This is a genomic window from Streptomyces verrucosisporus (assembly GCF_017114865.1).
GTDB classification, from domain to species: Bacteria; Actinomycetota; Actinomycetes; order Streptomycetales; family Streptomycetaceae; genus Streptomyces; species Streptomyces fenghuangensis.
Genome location: NZ_JADEYH010000012.1, coordinates 36,384 through 54,265, shown reverse-complemented (window position 1 = coordinate 54,265; position 17,882 = coordinate 36,384). Strand labels below are relative to the sequence as shown.

Annotated in this window: 10 protein-coding genes and 1 pseudogene; 2 read left to right on the top strand and 9 right to left on the bottom strand. The window is 74.1% G+C overall.

From position 1 onward, the window contains the following. Positions 1-53 precede the first annotated feature (53 nt). Positions 54-1,166 (bottom strand): annotated as a pseudogene (locus tag IQ279_RS15040) (proline--tRNA ligase); the annotation flags it as partial. Positions 1,167-1,386: 220 nt separating this feature from the next. On the opposite strand from IQ279_RS15040, the gene IQ279_RS15035 reads away from it, so the two are divergent. Continuing rightward, entirely contained in the window at positions 1,387-2,208 is an 822-nt protein-coding gene (locus IQ279_RS15035) for a methyltransferase domain-containing protein (RefSeq protein ID WP_206349027.1), read from the top strand. Positions 2,209-2,260: 52 nt separating this feature from the next. Here the strand turns inward: IQ279_RS15035 and ffh are convergent, their stop codons facing one another. The 5 genes from ffh to nsdA form a co-directional block, all read right to left on the bottom strand. Then, a complete protein-coding gene (gene ffh / locus IQ279_RS15030; RefSeq protein ID WP_206349026.1) occupies positions 2,261-3,814 on the bottom strand; it encodes a signal recognition particle protein in 1,554 nt (517 codons plus the stop codon). A 76-nt stretch (positions 3,815-3,890) separates the two neighbouring features. Further along, positions 3,891-6,341: a [protein-PII] uridylyltransferase gene (locus tag IQ279_RS15025; RefSeq protein WP_206349025.1), complete on the bottom strand. Its 2,451-nt coding sequence runs from the start codon at positions 6,339-6,341 to the stop codon at positions 3,891-3,893. Between the two features lie 22 nt (positions 6,342-6,363). After that, entirely contained in the window at positions 6,364-6,702 is a 339-nt protein-coding gene (locus IQ279_RS15020) for a P-II family nitrogen regulator (protein WP_093662123.1), read from the bottom strand. Then, positions 6,699-7,994 (bottom strand): ammonium transporter, encoded by a 1,296-nt coding sequence (locus IQ279_RS15015; RefSeq protein ID WP_206349024.1) that lies wholly within the window; start codon positions 7,992-7,994, stop codon positions 6,699-6,701. Before IQ279_RS15015 ends, IQ279_RS15020 begins: the two co-directional genes overlap by 4 nt. A gap of 361 nt (positions 7,995-8,355) precedes the next feature. Further along, on the bottom strand, positions 8,356-9,879 hold the full coding sequence (nsdA, locus tag IQ279_RS15010; RefSeq protein WP_206349023.1) for a transcriptional repressor NsdA: 1,524 nt from the start codon (positions 9,877-9,879) through the stop codon (positions 8,356-8,358). 384 nt (positions 9,880-10,263) lie between these two features. Between nsdA and IQ279_RS15005 the strand changes: the two genes are divergently transcribed. Beyond that, a complete protein-coding gene (locus tag IQ279_RS15005) occupies positions 10,264-10,953 on the top strand; it encodes a bifunctional DNA primase/polymerase (RefSeq protein WP_206349022.1) in 690 nt (229 codons plus the stop codon). A 64-nt stretch (positions 10,954-11,017) separates the two neighbouring features. Here the strand turns inward: IQ279_RS15005 and ftsY are convergent, their stop codons facing one another. The 3 genes from ftsY to smc all read right to left on the bottom strand — a co-directional run bounded on the left by ftsY (position 11,018) and on the right by smc (position 17,724). Then, a complete protein-coding gene (gene ftsY, locus IQ279_RS15000; RefSeq protein ID WP_206349021.1) occupies positions 11,018-12,259 on the bottom strand; it encodes a signal recognition particle-docking protein FtsY in 1,242 nt (413 codons plus the stop codon). A 207-nt stretch (positions 12,260-12,466) separates the two neighbouring features. Beyond that, the gene (locus IQ279_RS14995) at positions 12,467-13,900 is read right to left on the bottom strand and encodes a sugar porter family MFS transporter (protein ID WP_206349020.1); all 1,434 of its coding nucleotides are present in this window, start codon (positions 13,898-13,900) and stop codon (positions 12,467-12,469) included. A 257-nt stretch (positions 13,901-14,157) separates the two neighbouring features. After that, the gene (smc, locus tag IQ279_RS14990; RefSeq protein WP_206349019.1) at positions 14,158-17,724 is read right to left on the bottom strand and encodes a chromosome segregation protein SMC; all 3,567 of its coding nucleotides are present in this window, start codon (positions 17,722-17,724) and stop codon (positions 14,158-14,160) included. Positions 17,725-17,882 lie beyond the last annotated feature (158 nt).

Sequence of the window (17,882 nt, the reverse complement as noted above, 5' to 3'; positions counted from 1 at the left end):
CCGCGCGGCGCCGCGAAAGGCCCCCGGCGCGCCACGGCACCGGGATGTCTCAGATAGGAGCAGGCTGCCACGGCCACCGTACCGGGGGCGTCGTCGGACTCGGGTACCGCCCCGTCCTCGCCGACCGGGCAGCGCACCGTGACGCCCTGCTCCGCGAGCCGCGCCTCGCCCTCCGGGCCCGGGCCGGCCCGGGAAATGCGGGCCCAGCCCCCTCCGGCTATGCGGCGCACCAGCGTCGCGGTGCCGTTCCCCAGATCGCGCGGGCCGATCTCGACGCGCAGCGGCACTCCCTTGACGGCCTGGACGGGGGCCGGGCGCGGCGGGATCCGCAGGCCCCCGTCACCGCCGTGCACCATGATCAGGCCGCCGACCACCCGGGGGAGGTCCCCCGGGAGGACTGCCGGACCGGCTCCCGCCCGCCGTCCTTCGACAGGTAGTGGGTGTCGAACGCCCTGGCGAAGTTCTGGCCCAGCTCGTGGCCGGTGCCCGTCCGCGGGGCCTTGCCGTCGCCCATCATGCCCTCCGGGGTGAGGGTGCTGACGGCGCCCGCGAAGCGCTCCCGGGGCGTCTTGCGGCCCAGTACGACATCCATGGCCAGGACGTTCTCCATGAAGTCGGGGCAGACCCCGCGGTGGACGCGGGCGGCGTAGTCGCGCGCGTCCTCGTGGGTGGCGTGGGCGGTGTGCCCCTCCTGCCGCAGGAACTCACTCGTTCGCAGGAAGACCCTCGGACGCTTTTCCCAGCGCACCACGTTGGCCCACTGGTTGATCAGCAGGGCGGGTCGCGGTCGCTCTGCACCCACCTGGCGAAGTACTCGTTGACGATCGTCCCGGAGGCCGGCCGGACGACCACCGGCTCCTCCAGCGCCCCGCCCCCGCCGAGCGCGACCACGGCCGGCCCGGGGGCGAAGCCCCCGACGTGCTCGGCCTCCCTGGTCAGGCAGGACTGGGGATGAACAGGGGGAAGTACGCGTTGTCGGCGCCCGCCGCCTTGATGCGGGCGCCCGTCTCCCGCTGCGTCCGCTCCCGGAGCCCGTACCCGTACGGCCGGATGACCATGGTGCCGCGCACCGGCCCGTTGTCTGCCGGCCCGGTCTCGTTGGTCACGTCCTGGTGCCAGCGCGGGAAGTCCTCCGCCCGGGGTGTGAGCACGGAGGCCTCTGCCATGTCGCGCGTGTTACGGCGGTCTGCTGCGGATGCGTGAACCGGACTGCCGGGGGAACGTAGGAGTGCGCGCGGGCAAGCGTGGTGGAAACACCCCGGCGCCCCTCTGGACTCGGGGACAGATGCGCAGTTCCCTGGCTTTCGGGGACTTCCAGGACCTCATCAAGGGACGAGACGGCGGCCGGTTATCCGGCGATCCTTCCATCGGAATGGGGATGTTGCGATGGCACCCACGCTCGCACAGCGGCACCTCCCGCGGCCCGCCCGGGACTGGGCGGAGATTCAGGAACGGATGCTGGTTCCGCTCTACGAGGCGGTATACGAGCGGTTCGAGGTCGGACGGCACTCCCATGTGCTGGGCCTGGGCTGCGGCTCGGGCCTGGCACTGGTGATGGCGGCGGCCCGGGGCGCGACCGTCACGGGGACGGACACCGACGAGGCGCGCCTGGAGCTGGCCCGGCAGCGGCTGCTGCCGGAGCCGCAGTGGGGCGCGCGGCACTGGACCGCGCGGGTGCTGCCGGGTGGGCCGGACGGCGGACCGGACGGTGCCGCGCTGCGCGAGGGGCCGCCTCCGACGCTGGTGACCGCCTTCGACGCCCTGCCGGAGGCCGCCGTGCTCGCCCGGGTGGCCCAGGCGGCCGGCCGCGGGGTGCCGGTGGTGCTGGCGGGCTGGGGGCCGGCCGAGCGGTGCGCCGCGGCCCCCGCTCTGCGGGTGGCGCAGCGGCTGGCGCAGCGGCCGGCCGAGCCGGAGCGCGCGGCGGGCCGGTGCTGGCGGCCGGGCGGCCGGGACGATCTGGAGGATCTGGCGCGACGGGCCGGGCTGCGCCCCGACGGCTCGGGCCGGGTCGCGTGCCCCTTCGGCTACGCCGACCTGGACAGCGCGGTGCGCGGGCTGGTCTCGACCGGGCTGTACGACGCGGCCGTCCGGGCGACCGACGAGGAGCAGGTCGCCAAGGAGCTGGCCGAGGCGCTGCGCCCGCACGTACGGCCGGACGGCACCGTGTGGATGCAGAACCTGTTCCGCTACGTGGTCGCCATGACCTGAGGGCGCCGCCGGCCCGCGGCGGGCGGCGTCACCTCGTCGGTCCTCCGTGCGGTCACTTGGGCGGGAGCATGTCCTTGAACTCCTGGGGCAGCTCGAAGTCCTCCGGTCCCTGGCCGCCGGGCAGCCCGAAGGCGCCGCCCTGCCCCGCGGCGCGGCGCTCGGCCACGGCCTGCTCCTCGGCCTTGCGCTTCATCGGGTTGCCCGAGCGCTGCTTGCCCTTGGCCTTCTTCTGCTGCTTGCCCTTCTTCCGGGCGCCGCCCGCCCCCGGCATGCCCGGCATCCCGGGCATCCCCGGCATGCCGCCCTGGGCCATCCTCGACATCATCTTGCGGGCCTCGAAGAAGCGCTCCACGAGGTTCTTCACCGCGCTGACGTCCACGCCGGAACCGCGGGCGATGCGGGCCCGCCGCGAGCCGTTGATGATCGTGGGGTCGGTGCGCTCGGCCGGGGTCATCGACTTGATGATCGCGGCGGTGCGGTCCACGTCGCGCTCGTCGATGTCGTTGATCTGCTCCCGGATCTGCCCCATTCCGGGCATCATCCCCAGCAGCTTGGAGATGGAGCCCATCTTGCGGACCTGCTCCATCTGGGCCAGGAAGTCGTCGAGGGTGAACTCCTTGGGGCCCTTGGCCAGCTTGGCGGCCATCTGCTCGGCCTCTTGCCGGCTGAAGGTCTGCTCGGCCTTCTCGATGAGGCTGAGGACGTCGCCCATGCCCAGGATGCGGGACGCCATGCGGTCCGGGTGGAACGCGTCGAAGTCGTCCAGCTTCTCGCCGTTTGAGGCGAACATGATCTGGCGGCCGGTGACGTGCGCGATCGACAGGGCCGCGCCGCCGCGGGCGTCGCCGTCGAGCTTGGAGAGCACCACGCCGTCGAAGCCGACGCCGTCGCGGAACGCCTCGGCGGTGTTGACCGCGTCCTGGCCGATCATGGCGTCGACGACGAAGAGGGTCTCGTCGGGGCGGACGGCGTCGCGGATGTCGGCGGCCTGCCGCATCATCTCGGCGTCGATGCCCAGACGGCCGGCGGTGTCGACGATGACGACGTCGTACTGCTTGCCGCGGGCGTACTCGATGGAGTCCTCGGCGACCTTCACCGGGTCGCCGACGCCGTTGCCCGGCTCGGGCGCGTAGATCCCGACGCCCGCGCGCTCGGCGACGACGGTGAGCTGGTTGACGGCGTTGGGGCGCTGCAGGTCGCAGGCGACCAGCAGCGGGGCGTGGCCCTGCGCCTTGAGCCAGCGGCCCAGCTTTCCGGCGAGCGTGGTCTTGCCCGCGCCCTGCAGACCGGCGAGCATGATCACCGTCGGCGGGTTCTTGGCGAGGCGCAGACGGCGGGTCTCGCCCCCGAGGATGCCGATCAGCTCCTCGTTGACGATCTTGATGACCTGCTGGGCCGGGTTCAGGGCCCTGGAGACCTCGGCGCCCTGGGCGCGTTCCTTGACCTGCTTGATGAAGGCCCGGACCACGGGCAGGGCGACGTCCGCCTCCAGCAGGGCGATACGGATCTCGCGCGCCGTGGCGTCGATGTCCGCCTCGCTCAGACGGCCCTTGCCCCTGAGGTTCTTGAACGTCGCTGTGAGGCGATCGGAGAGAGTGTCGAACACGTCGGTCGCGGATCCTTCGCGTTGGTGGCGGTGTCGGCGGTCGACCTCCAAGAGTATCCGCCCGCCCGCGGTCCGGTCAGCCGCCCAGGGTCCGCTCCAGCTCCGCCGCGAGACCGGCGGCCTCGCGCGGCGGCAGCGGGGCGCCGTCGGGCCCGGTGACGTAGAAGGCGTCCACCGCGCTGGCGCCCAGGGTGCCGACGCGGGCGCTGCGCACGGTGACGCCGGCGTCCTCCAGGGCCCGTCCGATGCGGTACAGCAGCCCCGGGGCGTCCTGGGCACGCACCTCGATGACCGTCGCCAGCCGTGATCCGGCCGGGGCGACGGTCACCTTCGGCGGCGGGGAGCCGGCTCCGTACCGGCGGGCGCGGCCCAGGTGGGCCCGCTCGCGCTCGGCGAGCCGGGCGGGGATGTCCAGGGAGCCCGCCAGGGCACGCACCAGGTCGGCGCGGAGCCGGTCGGCCCGCGGCGGCGTTCCGTACTCGGCGGCCACCCGCCAGCTCAGCAGCAGCACCCGCCCCCGGCCGGGCCGGTCGACGGCTTGCAGGTCCGCGGCGCGCACCGTCAGCCGGTGCAGGGCCAGGACACCGGCCGCGGCGGGCAGTACGCCGGGCTGGTCGGGCAGGGCGAGAAGCAGTTCGACGCCGACCGGTTCGGGGCCCGCCTCCTCCGCGAAGCCTGTCCGGTCGCTCCCGTCCGCCTCGGCCGGCGTCCCGGCCCGGGTGCGCAGGGAGAGCACCGGCCCGCCGGTGCGCCACGCCTGCGCGGCCAGCCGTTCGGCCCCGGCCGTGGGCCGTGGGGCGGGGTGCTCCCTGCGCTCCGTCCCCTCGGCTGCCTCCGCCGCCTCCCCTTCCAGCACCGCGCCGGTGCGTCCGACCAGATCGGCCACGAGACCCGCGCGCCAGGCCGACCAGGCCGCCGGCCCGGTGGCCAGGGCGTCGGCCACGGTGAGCGCGTGCAGCAGCTCCAGGGTGCCGGTGTCGCCGACGGCGTCGGCCACGGTGCGTACGGTGGCCGGGTCGTCCAGGTCGCGCCGGGTGGCGGTCTCGGCCAGCAGCAGATGGTGGCGGACGACGGTGGCCAGGGTCGCGGTGTCGGCGGCGCCGAAGCCCATCCGGGCGGCCAGGTCGCGCACGACGGCCTCGCCCGCGACGCTGTGGTCGCCGGGCCGGCCCTTGCCGATGTCGTGCAGCAGCGCGGCGACCAGCAGCAGATCGGGGCGGCGGACGCGGCGGACGTGCGCCCCGGCCCGTGCGGCGGTCTCGATCAGATGGCGGTCGACGGTCCAGCGGTGCACGGGGTTGCGCTGCGGGCGGCAGCGCACCCGCTCCCACTCGGGCAGCCAGGCGGTGACCAGCCCCTCCGCGTCCAGAGCCTCCCACACCACGACGGCGGCCTCGCCCGCTCCCAGAAGGGTGACGAACTCCTCACGGGCCTCGGCCGGCCAGGGCACCGGAAGCGGCGGCGCCGCGGCGGCCAGCCTCCGCAGGGCGGGGCGCGAGGGCGGCAGCCCGGCCTGGGCGGCCGCCGCGGCGGCGCGCAGCGGGAGCACGGGGTCGCGCTCGGGGCGCGCGGTCCGGGCGAGCACCACCTCGCCGTCCTGCACCACGACACCGTCGGCCAGCGGGGTGCGCTCGGCCGGCCGCCGGGCGCGCCGCGGCCCCGGGCGGCGGGCACGCAGCACCCGGTCGACCTCGCGCCAGGTGACGTCGCAGGCGTAGGAGAGCACCCGGGCCGCCTCGTAGACGCGGCGCAGCAGCGCGTCCGCGTCCTCCAGGGCGAGGGCGGCGGCGACCTGGTCCTGGTCCTGGAGGGCGAGCCGGTCGGTGGCGCGGCCGGTGGTCAGATGGAGGGCGTCGCGTACGTCGAGGAGGGTGCGGTGTGCCTCCTCCAGCCCTTCGCGGGGCGCGTCGGCCAGCCAGGAGGCGGCCACCGCGCGCAGGGCGGTGGCGTCGCGCAGGCCGCCGCGGGCCTCCTTCAGGTCGGGTTCGAGGAGGAAGCGCAGCTCGCCGTGGCGGCGGGCGCGCTCCAGGGCCGCCTCGCGCAGTTCGGGCAGCAGCCGGTGGGCGCCGGTGCGCCAGCGGGCGAGCATCCGGGTGCGCAGGGCGGCGGTGAGCCGCGGGTCTCCGGCGATGTGCCGGGCGTCGAGCAGCCCGAGCTGCACCCTGAGGTCGCCGGCCGCGGCCCTCTCCGCCTCTTCCGGGGTGCGCACCGAGTGGTCCAGGGCGATCCCGAGGTCCCACACGGGGTACCAGAGGCTGTCGGCGAGGGCGGCGACCTCGTGCGCGTCGCGTCCGGTGTGCAGCAGCAGCAGGTCCAGATCGCTGCGCGGGGAGAGCTCCCCGCGGCCGTAGCCGCCGACGGCCACGAGCGCGATCCCCTCGCCCGCTTCGCCCAGCAGCGAGGCGAGCCAGGCGTCGGTGAGGCCGGACAGGGCCCGGCGGCGCGGCGGCCCGGAGCGCGCTCCCCCACCGAGGAGGCGCAGCCGGGCCGCCGCGTAGTTGCCGGGGTCGCCGGATCCCGTGGTCACGTGGCCTCCCGCTCCGGCCGGCTCACAGCGCGTCCGGGCCGCGCTCGCCGGTGCGGACGCGCACCGCCGTCTCGACGGGGACGCTCCAGACCTTGCCGTCGCCGATCTTGCCGGTCCGGGCGGCCTTGACGACCACGTCGAGGAGCTGCTCGGCGTCCTCGTCCTCGACCAGGACCTCCACCCGGACCTTGGGAACGAGGTCGACGGTGTACTCGGCGCCGCGGTACACCTCGGTGTGGCCGCGCTGCCGGCCGTATCCGCTGGCCTCGGTGACGGTCAGTCCCTGCACTCCGAACGCCTGCAGGGCGTCCTTGACCTCGTCGAGCCGGTGCGGCTTGATGACTGCGGTGATGAGCTTCACGCGTCCACCTTCTTGTCGGTCCCCTTCGCGGACGGCGAGGCCGTCGCGCTGTCGTTGCGGCCTCCCGCGGCACCGCGGGAGGCGGGCGAGCCGCCCACCGCGCTGAAGTCGTACGCGGTCTCGGCGTGGTACGCCTGGTCCAGTCCGGCGGTCTCGTCGTCCTCGCTCGCCCGGAAGCCGACGACCGCGTCGACCAGCTTGGCCAGGACCCAGGAGACCGCGAAGGAGAAGGCCATCACCGAGAAGGCCCCGGCGGCCTGCTTGCCGAGCTGGGTGAGTCCGCCCACGCCGTCCGTGGCCAGGACGCCGACCAGCAGGGTGCCGATGACGCCGCCGACGAGGTGGACTCCGACGACGTCCAGGGAGTCGTCGTAGCCGAGCCGGTACTTCAGGCTGACGGCCCAGGAGCAGACCAGGCCGGCCACCAGGCCGATGACGATCGCGCCCACGGCGTTCACGTGCGCGCCGGCGGGGGTGATGGCGACCAGGCCGGCGATGGCTCCGGAGGCGGCTCCCAGGGTGGTGAAGGCACCGTGCCGGATCCGCTCGTACAGCAGCCAGCCCAGGATGGCGGCGGCGGTGGCGACCTGGGTGTTCAGGGCCATGGTGGCGGCGGTGCCGTTGGCGCCCAGCGCGGAGCCGGCGTTGAAGCCGAACCAGCCGAACCACAGCAGGGCGGCGCCCAGCACCACCAGCGGGAGGCTGTGGGGCCGCATGGGCTCCCGCTTGAAACCGATGCGCCTGCCGACGACCAGGACGGCGGCCAGTGCGCCGACTCCGGCGTTGATGTGGACGGCGGTGCCGCCCGCGAAGTCGATGACCTCCAGCTCGAACAGCCAGCCGCCCTCGGCCCACACCCAGTGCGCGACGGGGAAGTAGACGACCGTGGCCCACAGCGTGATGAACAGCGCCCAGGCGCTGAACTTCACGCGGTCGGCCAGGGCGCCGCTCATGAGGGCGGGCGTCAGGGCGGCGAACATGAGCTGGAAGAGGACGAAGGCCAGGACCGGGATGCCCTCGTCGCCGCCGGTCAGCGCCTCGGTGCCGATGCCGCTCAGACCGATGTGCTCAAGGCTGCCGATCAGGCCGCCGGTGTCGGTGCCGAAGGCGAGCGAGTAGCCGTACAGGACCCAGAGGACGCTCACGATGCCCAGGGAGATGAAGGACATCATGAGCATGTTCAGTGCGCTCTTGACCCGGACCATGCCGCCGTAGAAGAGGGCCAGGCCGGGCGTCATCAACATGACCAGCGCCGCGCTGATCAGTACGAAAGCGGTATCCGCGCCGTTCAATGTGGGCGTCTCCTCGCGTACGCGACCCGTGGGGGCGGATCTGGGGATCAGGATGAGCCACAGATTCCAGGAGCTCCGTTTCCGCCGATGCGGCGCGGCGTTTCGCGGTCGTGACGAAGGCGCGCCCTCTGTTACGCCCGGGTGAACACACCCGCGGGCCGGAACAGCGCCGCCGCCGGCCCGGCCCCCGGCCGCCCGTGCGGCGCACCTCCGTGACCGGGCACGACCGCTGCGCGGAGCGGGCGCGGTACGGCCCGGAGGCACGGTCGTATGACAACCCGGGAGCCGTGCGGTGGGCGGCCGGGAAAGGACGGTGGGGCAGGGGCGGGGGACGGGCCGGCGGCGCGGTTTCCGGGCCCGCTCAGCCCGCGAGGGCGGCCTCGGGCTCGGGCAGCTCGTCGGCGAGCCGTTCGGTGAGCTCCGCGACCTCCGCGACGTCCCCGAACTCGCGGGACGCCGTGGCCACGGTCCTGCGGATGCGGTTGTCGACCCGTTCCGAGCGCAGGCGTTTGGCCACCGCCAGCGCCCGGCCGGCCATCTCGGCGCACTGTTCGGGTTCGCGCTGCAGCAGGTGGACACTGGCCATGCCGGCGAGGTTGAGCGCGTAGGAGCGCTGGTGGCCGCTGCCGCCGCCGCACTCGCGGCCGAACAGCTCCACGGCCTTCCGCATCGCCGGCTGCGCGAGCGAGAGGTAGGCGGGGCTGCGGCCCGCCACATAGGCGAGGTCCCGGTAGGAGTGGGCGTTCTCGGCGTTCAGCTCGGCCTCGGAGAAGAAGCCGATCCAGTCCGGGTCTCCGTCCCCCTCGGTGGCCTCGGCGAAGGTCTCCTCGGCCATCCGCACCGCCCGGTGGCATTTGTCGGGCCGCCCCATGTTGGCGTACGCGCGCGCCTCCACCGCGTGGAGCATGGCCTGGGTGCGGGGGGTGGCGTCCTCCCGGCCGCCGTACTGCGCGAGGTGCACCAGTTCCAGCGCGTCCTCGGGCCGGCCCAGATGGATCATCTGGCGGCCCATGCCGGAGAGCACGTACGAGCCCAGCGGCCGGTCGCCGGCCTCCTTGGCCGCGTGCAGGGCGAGGACGAAGTACTTCTGCGCGGTCGGCTGGAGCCCGGCGTCGTAGCTCATCCAGCCGGCCAGTTCCGCCAGCTCGGCGGTGGCGCGGAACAGCCGCCGCCGCACCGGCTCGGCGTGGTGCTCGTGGAGGAGGTCGGTGACCTCGTGGAGCTGGCCGACGACGGCCTTGCGCCGCAGCCCGCCGCCGCACTGGGCGTCCCACCGGCGGAACATCACGATCGTCTGCTCCAGCAGCTCCAGTTCCGGGCCCGACAGCCCGCCGTCGCCCCGTGTGCCGGGATCCCGGGCGGGGGCCGGCTGCGCGCCGGGGAAGTACTCGCCGGGCGCCGGGGCGGCGGGGGCGGGCACCAGCCAGCGCTGCATCGGCTCGATCAGCGCGGGCCCCGCGGCCATGCCCAGAGAGGTGCCGAGGAAGCCCCGGCGGGCCAGCATCAGGTCGCTGCGCGAGAACTCGCTGATCATCGCCACGGTCTGCGGCCCCGTCCAGGGCAGGTCCACGCCGCCGTCGGAGGCCGTCGGGCGGGCGGTGCGCAGTCCGAGCTCCTCGACGGCGACCACACGGCCGAAGCGTTCGGAGAACAGTTCGGAGAGGATGCGCGGGATCGGCTCTCGGGGCTGCTCGCCGTCGAGCCAGCGGCGCACCCGGGAGGTGTCGGTGCTGATGTGGTGCGCGCCCATCCGGCGTGCGCGGCGGTTCACCTGCCGGGCCAGCTCTCCCTTGGACCAGCCGCTGCGCGCGAACCACGAGGCGAGCTGTCCGTTCGGGTGCTTCCCGGCGGTGCCGACTCCGCCGCTGCTGCCGTTGCCGCCCACTGGAACGCCCCCATCCCGGCCCGTACGCGTCCTGTCCTCGGATGCCCTCTCGGCATGCCTCTGGCATAGGCGCACGCAGGGCGTCTCTCCGTGCCTCTGTGCCACCGTGTGAACCGAAAGTAATCCTACGATCACTGGCGTGACGAGTGAAATTGCAAAACCGCCACCATTCGCCACCCCTTCGAATGAACTCAAGCAGCGTTTCGCGCGGTTCACTTGACCCAGGGCGGCCACAACCGGTTGAAGCGATGCACACCGGGGGCGCGCGAAGACCGGCGCACCCCCTCACAGAGATCCCGTCGCCCCGCTTCGACCCGGACCGCCCGGCGTCGCTCTGTGCGACGGTTTCGTAACCAAGAGCACGCGGGACCCGTTGGAGGGGGCATGGGCTTCACAATCGGCAGCATCCGCGAGATCCGGGAGCTCCGGGAGTTGCGGTCCGGCACCCGGCGCCACCGCCGCGCCCCGGTGTGCACGGCGGTGGCCGAGTACACCGGTCTGTGGGGCTGGGACGTGGTCCCGGGAGCGCGCGCCACGCGTGTCGGCGGCCGGACCGAGTGCTCCTGCGGCACCCCGCGGTGCCCCTCACCAGGCGCCCACCCCCTGGACGAGTCGCTCCTGGTGCCGGCCGGCGCGACGCTGGACGAGGCGACCGCGGCCTGGGAGCGGGTTCCGGGCTCGGCCCTGCTGCTGCCGGTGGGCCGCGCCTTCGACGTCATCGAGGTCTCCGAGTCCGCCGGGCGCCGCGCGCTGGCCCGGCTGGAGCGGATGGGGCTGCCGCTCGGGCCGGTCGCCGTCACCCCGCACGGCCGCGCCTGGTTCTTCGTGGCCACCGGCGCCGCCGCCGGCCTCCCCCGTCTGCTGTACCGGATGGGCTGGGACGACGCCGTGCTCGATCTGCACGGCCTCGGCCCGGGCGACCACGTCACCGCTCCGCCCTCCGACCTCGGCGGGCTCGGCCCGGTCCGGTGGCTGCGGCCGCCCACGCTGGAGGGGGCCGGCCGTCCCCCGCAGGCCAGGCTGCTGCTGGGCACCCTGGCGTACGTCTGCCACCGCGAGCTGCCCGGTTCCTGAACCTTCCGGGCCCCGCCGCGGCCTCGGCCGTGCGCGCGGCGGGGCGCCCGGTGCCCCCGGTACGTCAGTCGCCGATCAGGGCGTCGACGAACGCCTCCGGCTCGAACGGCGCCAGATCGTCCGCCCCCTCGCCCAGGCCCACCAGCTTGACCGGGACGTTCAGCTCGCGCTGGACGGCGATGACGATGCCGCCCTTGGCCGTGCCGTCGAGCTTGGTGAGCACGATGCCGGTGATGTCCACGACCTCGGCGAAGACCCGGGCCTGGATCAGCCCGTTCTGGCCGGTGGTGGCGTCCAGGACAAGCAGGACCTCGTCGACCGGGCCGTGCTTCTCCACCACTCGCTTGACCTTGCCCAGCTCGTCCATCAGGCCGGTCTTGGTGTGCAGCCGTCCCGCGGTGTCGATGAGCACCACGTCCGCGCTCTCGCCGATGCCCTCCTTGACCGCGTCGAAGGCGACCGAGGCCGGGTCGCCGCCCTCGGGGCCGCGCACGGTACGGGCGCCGACGCGCTCGCCCCAGGTCTGGAGCTGGTCGGCGGCGGCGGCGCGGAAGGTGTCGGCGGCGCCGAGCACGACCGACCTGCCGTCGGCGACCAGGACGCGGGCGAGCTTGCCGGTGGTGGTGGTCTTGCCTGTGCCGTTGACGCCGACGACCAGCACCACGCCCGGCCGCACCACGCCCTCGGAGGACACGCCGCCCTCGGTGTGGACGGTGCGGTCCAGGTCGGTGCCGATCAGGGCCAGCAGTTCCTCGCGCAGCAGCGCGCGCAGTTCGGCGGGGGTACGGGTGCCCAGTACCCTCACCCGCTCGCGCAGCCGCTCGACCAGCTCCTGGGTGGGGGCGACGCCGACGTCGGCGGTGAGCAGGGTGTCCTCGATCTCCTCCCAGGTGTCCTCGTCGAGGTGGTCGCGGGAGAGCAGGGTGAGCAGACCGCGGCCCAGGGTGTTCTGGGACCGCGACAGGCGCTCGCGCAGCCGCACCAGGCGTCCGGCGGTGGGCGCGGGCACCTCGATCTCGGGGGCCTCCGGCTGCGGGGGCGCGGGGGGCGCCGCCGCTTCCGCGTCCGTCGCCCCGACCGGGGGCTGCGGCAGCTCGACCTCTTCGATGGTGCGGCGTTCCTCCGCGCGGGGAGGCCCGGCCTCCTCGCCGACCTGCGGTTCGGTCGGGGGCGCGGTGATGGTCGGGGGCGGTGCGGAGCGGTCCAGCCGTGGCGTCTTCTTCCTGCGGACGCCGGTGACCACCAGTCCGCCGATCGCCACGACGGCGACCACGGCGATGACGACAACGAGAATGAGGATGTCCATGGTTCCCTAGAGAGTTACCTGCGTCACGGGCAGGGTCTGCCCGCCGCAGAGCCGTTCGGGCCGGGCGAGAAGCTCCTTCGGAGCCGGAGTCACAACGCGTCCCAGTATCGGTCAAGGACGCGGACGAGCGCCGTTTCGGCCCGTGGGCGGGCCGAAACGGCGCTCGTCGCCGCGTGGGCGGGCCGTGGCGCGGGGCCTGGACGCGGGTCAGCCCATCTCCTCCAGTGCCCTGCCCTTGGTCTCCGGCACGAACTTCAGGACGAACGGGATCGACAGGGCCGCGAAGACGGTGTAGATGACGTACGCGCCCGACAGGTTCCAGTCCGACAGGCTCGGGAAGGTGACGGTGATCAGCCAGTTCGCCACCCACTGGGCTCCGGCTGCGACGCCGAGGGCGGCGGCGCGGATGCGGTTGGGGAACATCTCGCCGAGCATCACCCAGACCACCACGCCCCAGGAGAGGGCGAAGAAGAGCACGAAGGAGTGCGCGGCGATCAGCGCGACCGTGCCCTGGGTGTCGGGCAGCGTGATGTCGTCGCCGGTACCGCTCTTGAAGGAGAAGGCCCAGGCCGCGGCGCCCAGCGAGAGCGCCATGCCCGCGGAGCCGGTCAGGGCCAGCGGCCTGCGTCCGACCCGGTCCACCAGGAGCATCGCGATCACCGTGCCGACGATGTTGATGATCGAGGTGGTGAAGGAGTAGAAGAACGAGCTGCCGGGGTCGATGCCGACCGACTGCCACAGCGAGGCGCTGTAGTAGAAGATCACGTTGATGCCAACCAGCTGCTGGAACAGCGACAGGCCGATGCCCACCCAGACGATCGGCAGCAGACCGAAGCGCCCTCCCAGCAGGTCGCGCGGGCTCGGCCTGCGCTCGCCGCGCATGCGCTCGCGGATTTCGGCGATCCTGGCGTCCAGGTCGCTCCCCCGGGCCTCGACGCCCGCGAGGACGGCCCTGGCCTCGTCCGTGCGTCCCTGGGCGACGAGGTGGCGCGGGGACTCGGGTATGCGCAGGGTCAGCAGTCCGTACAGCAGGGCGGGGGCGAGCTCGATGCCGAGCATGAGCTGCCAGGCCTCCACGCCCAGCAGACTGCCGCGCTGCTCGCCGTCGGCGAGGTTGAGCACGCCCCAGTTGACCAGCTGGGACACGGCGATGCCCAGCACGATCGCGGCCTGCTGGAAGGAGGCGAGCCGGCCGCGGTGCTCGGCCGGGGCCACCTCGGCGATGTAGGCGGGCGCGATCACCGAGGCCATGCCGATGGCGACGCCGCCCAGGGTCCGCCAGAAGGCCAGGTCCCACATGGTGAAGGGGAGCATGGAGCCGACGGCGCTGAGGCCGAAGAGCACCGCGGCGATCTGCATCACCCGGATGCGGCCGAGCCGGTCGGCGAGCCGGCCCGCGGTGGCCGCGCCGATCGCGGCGCCGATCAGGGCGGCGGCGATGATCTGCGCCAGCACGCCGGAGGCGACGTCGAATCTGCCCCGGATGCCCTCGACCGCGCCGTTGATGACGGAGCTGTCGTAGCCGAAGAGGAAGCCTCCCATCGCCGCCGCGGCTGCGATGAAGGCGACGTGTCTGAGGTGCTGCTGCCGTCCGGCCGGGGCGCCCGGTCCGTCCGGCCTCACCTGCGCGGTGCTGGTCACGTTGTGTACTCCTGCGGTTCCCGGCGGCGATGCCGGGTGGGGTGCCAAGTGGTTGCCGCCTTTTACCCGGCACACGCAACCGCATGCCGCCGCTTGAAGGCATGGCAGACCATGCAGAGACTATTCATTCAAAAATTGAAGTCAATAGAGGAGAGACATCCGGAACAGTCTCAGGCTGTAACATTTTTCGTTCAGGAAGTGAAGCATGAGTGAAGGGCCGGGGCATCCCGCCCGGCACCGCTCCTCGCCGGGAAAGCTCAGCGGAGCCGCTGGCTGATGACCTTGGACACCCCGTCGCCCTGCATCGAGACGCCGTACAGGGCGTCGGCGACCTCCATGGTCCGCTTCTGGTGGGTGATCACGATGAGCTGGGAACTCTCCTGGAGCTCCCTCATGATCCCGATCAGCCGCTGGAGGTTGGTGTCGTCCAGCGCCGCCTCGACCTCGTCCATGACGTAGAACGGGCTGGGCCGCGCCTTGAAGATCGACACCAGCAGCGCCACGGCCGTCAGCGAGCGTTCGCCTCCCGACAGCAGCGACAGCCGCTTGACCTTCTTCCCCGGCGGCCGGGCCTCGACGTCCACCCCCGTGGTGAGCATGTTCTCCGGGTCGGTGAGGACCAGCCGCCCCTCGCCGCCGGGGAACAGCCGGGAGAAGACGCCCTCGAACTCCCGGGCGGTGTCGCGGTACGCCTCGGTGAAGACCTGCTCGACCCGCTCGTCGACCTCCCTGACCACCTGCAGCAGGTCCGCGCGGGTCTTCTTCAGGTCCTCCAGCTGCTCGCCGAGGAAGCGGTGCCGCTCCTCCAGGGCCGCGAACTCCTCCAGCGCCAGCGGGTTCACCTTGCCCAGCTGCCGGTACGCCCGCTCGGCCGCCCGCAGCCGCTTCTCCTGCTCGGCACGGACGAAGGGGACCAGGCGGTTGCGCGGATGCCCGGGGTCCTCGGGCAGTTCCTCCCCATCGGCCGGCGGCGACGGCGGCACCGGCTGGTCGGGGCCGTACTCACGGACCAGTACGGCCGGCTCCACACCCAGCTCCTCCAGGGACCGGGTCTCCAACTGCTCGATCCGCAGCCGCTTCTCGGCGCCCAGCACCTCGCCGCGGTGCACGGAGTCGGTGAGCTTGTCCAGCTCCTCCTTCAGCTGCCGCCCCCGGTCGCGCTCGGCGGCCAGTTCGCGCTCCCGCCCGGCCTTGGCGCTCCGGGCGGCCTCCCGCTCCTCCCCGGCACGCGCCAGCGACACCTCCACGTGCGCCAGCAACTGCCGGGCACCGGAGGCGACGGCCGAGGCCACCTCCCGCTCGTGCCGCAGCCGGGTGCGCCGGCGCTCCGCGCGCGCCCGCGCCTCCCGTTCGGCACGCGCCGCCCGGTCCAGGGAGTCCGCTCGTCCGGCGAGCCCCTTGACCCTCTCCTCGTGGGTGCGCGCCTGGAGGCGGGCCTCCATCTCCGTCTGCCGGGCGTTGGCGCCGTCGGCCGCCAGCCGGTCGCGCACCGAGGTGTCCGGCTCCTCCTCGCCCGGCTGCTCCTCGGCCGCCGCCAGCCGCCCGGCCAGCTCCTCGGCCTCCTCGCGGGCCCGCGCCAGCGCCTCCTCCGCCCTGGCCACGGCCGCCGCCGCGCGCTCGGCCTCCCCCGCCGCGGCCCGCGCCTGTCCACCCAGCCGCCCGAGACGGCCCGCGACCTGCGACCTCTCCCTGTCGGCCGCGCTGCGCCGCGCCCCCAGCTCCTCGACCCGGACGGCACACTCGCGCCGCCGCTCCCGGGCCCTCTCCCGCTCCTCGGCCAGCACCTCACAGCGGCCGTCCAGCTCGGCCAGCTCCGCGGCGGCCTCGTCCACCGAGGCCTGTACCTCCAGCAGCGACGGCGCGCCGGCGGAACCGCCCTGCGCGAAGTGGGCGCCGAGCAGATCCCCCTCGACGGTGACGGCGGTCAGCTCCGGGCGGGCGGTCACCAGCTCCACCGCGTCCCGGAGGACGTCGACCACCACCACGCCGCGCAGCAGCCGCCGCACGGCGGGCAGCAGGGCGTCCGGCCCCGACACCAGCTGCGCGGCCCACCGCGCACCGGGTACGCCCGGGGCGCCGGGCGGCTCCTGCGAAGGCGCGCCGCCGAGCAGCAGCGCCGCACGGCCGGCGTCCTGTCCGCGCAGCAGGCGCAGGGCTTCGGCGGCGGCGGCCGGGCCGTCCACGGCCACGGCGTCCGCGGCCGGGCCGAGAGCTGCGGCGACGGGCACCTCGAAACCGGGTGTGACGGTGAGGAGTTCGGCGGCCGGGCCGAGCAGTCCGGTGAGTTCCCCGCCGGCGCCGAGCAGGGTGCCGGTGCCGTCCTTGCGGCGCAGCCCCAGGGCCAGGGCGTCACGGCGGGCGGCGGTCGCCGCGCGTTCCCGCTCGGCGACCGACAGCGCCTCGCGGGCCGCGCTCAGCTCCGCCTCGGCCCCGGCCAGCTCCCGTCCGGCCGCCTCGTGGCCCTCGGCCAGCTCGGCGTCGTCCGCGTCCAGCCCGTCCACCTCGGCCCGCAGCGCCTCGTACTCCTCCCGGGCCGCCGCCGCGCGCTCGGCCGCCTCGTCCCGGGCGATGGCCAGCCGGTCGATCTCGGCCTGCGCGGAGGTGGCCCGGCCGCGGGCGGCGGTGACCTGGCCGTGCAGCCGGGCCAGCCCCTCGCGGCGGTCGGCGATGGCGCGGGCGGCGTCCTTCAGCCGCCGCTCCTCGTCGGCCAGGGCGCGCTCCAGCTCCGCGCGGTGGGCGACGGTGTCCTCCAGAGCCCGGCTCGCCGCCTCCAGCGCGGCCGTCAGCTCCGCCTCCTGCTCACGGACCCGGGCCGCCTCGCGCTCCATGTCCTCCGGATCGCGCCCCCGGCGCTCCTCGACGGGCTCGGCGGACGCACTGCGGACCCGGGCGTCGGCCAGGCTCACGGTGCCGCGCACCCGCTCGGCGAGCTGCGACAGCTCGTACCAGGTCTGCTGCGCCTGCTCCAGCCGCGGGGACAGCTCCCTGACCTGCTGCTCCAGCGCCGCCTCATGCCGCAGCGCCTCCCCGAGCGCGGCCTCCACCGACTCCTTGCGCTCCTTGAGCGCGGCCTCGTCGGCGAGTTCGGCCTTCAGTGCCGCGCGCAGGGCCACCAGGTCGTCGGCCAGCAGCCGCAGCCGGGCGTCGCGCAGGTCCGCCTGGATCACCGCGGCCCGGCGGGCGACGGCCGCCTGCCGCCCCAGCGGCTTGAGCTGGCGGCGCAGTTCGTCGGTGAGGTCCTGGACACGGGCGAGGTTGGCCTGCATCGCGTCCAGTTTCCGCAACGCCTTCTCCTTGCGCCTGCGGTGCTTGAGGACGCCGGCGGCCTCCTCGATGAAGGCCCGGCGGCCGGCCGGGTCCGCGTGCAGGACGGAGTCGAGCTGCCCCTGGCCGACGATGACGTGCATCTCACGGCCGATGCCGGAGTCCGACAGCAGCTCCTGGATGTCCAGCAGCCGACAGGTGTCGCCGTTGATCTGGTACTCGCTGCCGCCGTTGCGGAACATGATCCGCGTGATGGTGACCTCGGTGTACTCGATGGGCAGAGCACCGTCGGAGTTGTCGATGGTCAGGGAGACCTCGGCCCGGCCGAGCGGGGGACGGCCGGAAGGGCCCGCCGTCCCCGCGAAGATGACGTCCTCCATCTTGCCGCCGCGCAGCGACTTGGCGCCCTGCTCGCCCATCACCCACGACAGGGCGTCCACGACGTTGGACTTGCCGGAGCCGTTGGGACCCACCACGCAGGTGATGCCCGGCTCGAAGCGCAGTGTCGTGGCCGAGGCGAAGGACTTGAACCCGCGCAGGGTCAGGCTCTTGAGGTGCACGTACCCGGACTTTACTCCCAGGTGCCCGTTTCACGGCCGAAGCGAGTTTCGCCGCTGAACGGGTGGGGCACATCACACGGTAGGCGCCACGGCTCCGGCCGGAAACGACGAAGGGACGCCGAAGCGTCCCTTGCAGTTTTCTCCAGCGGCTTGGCGCT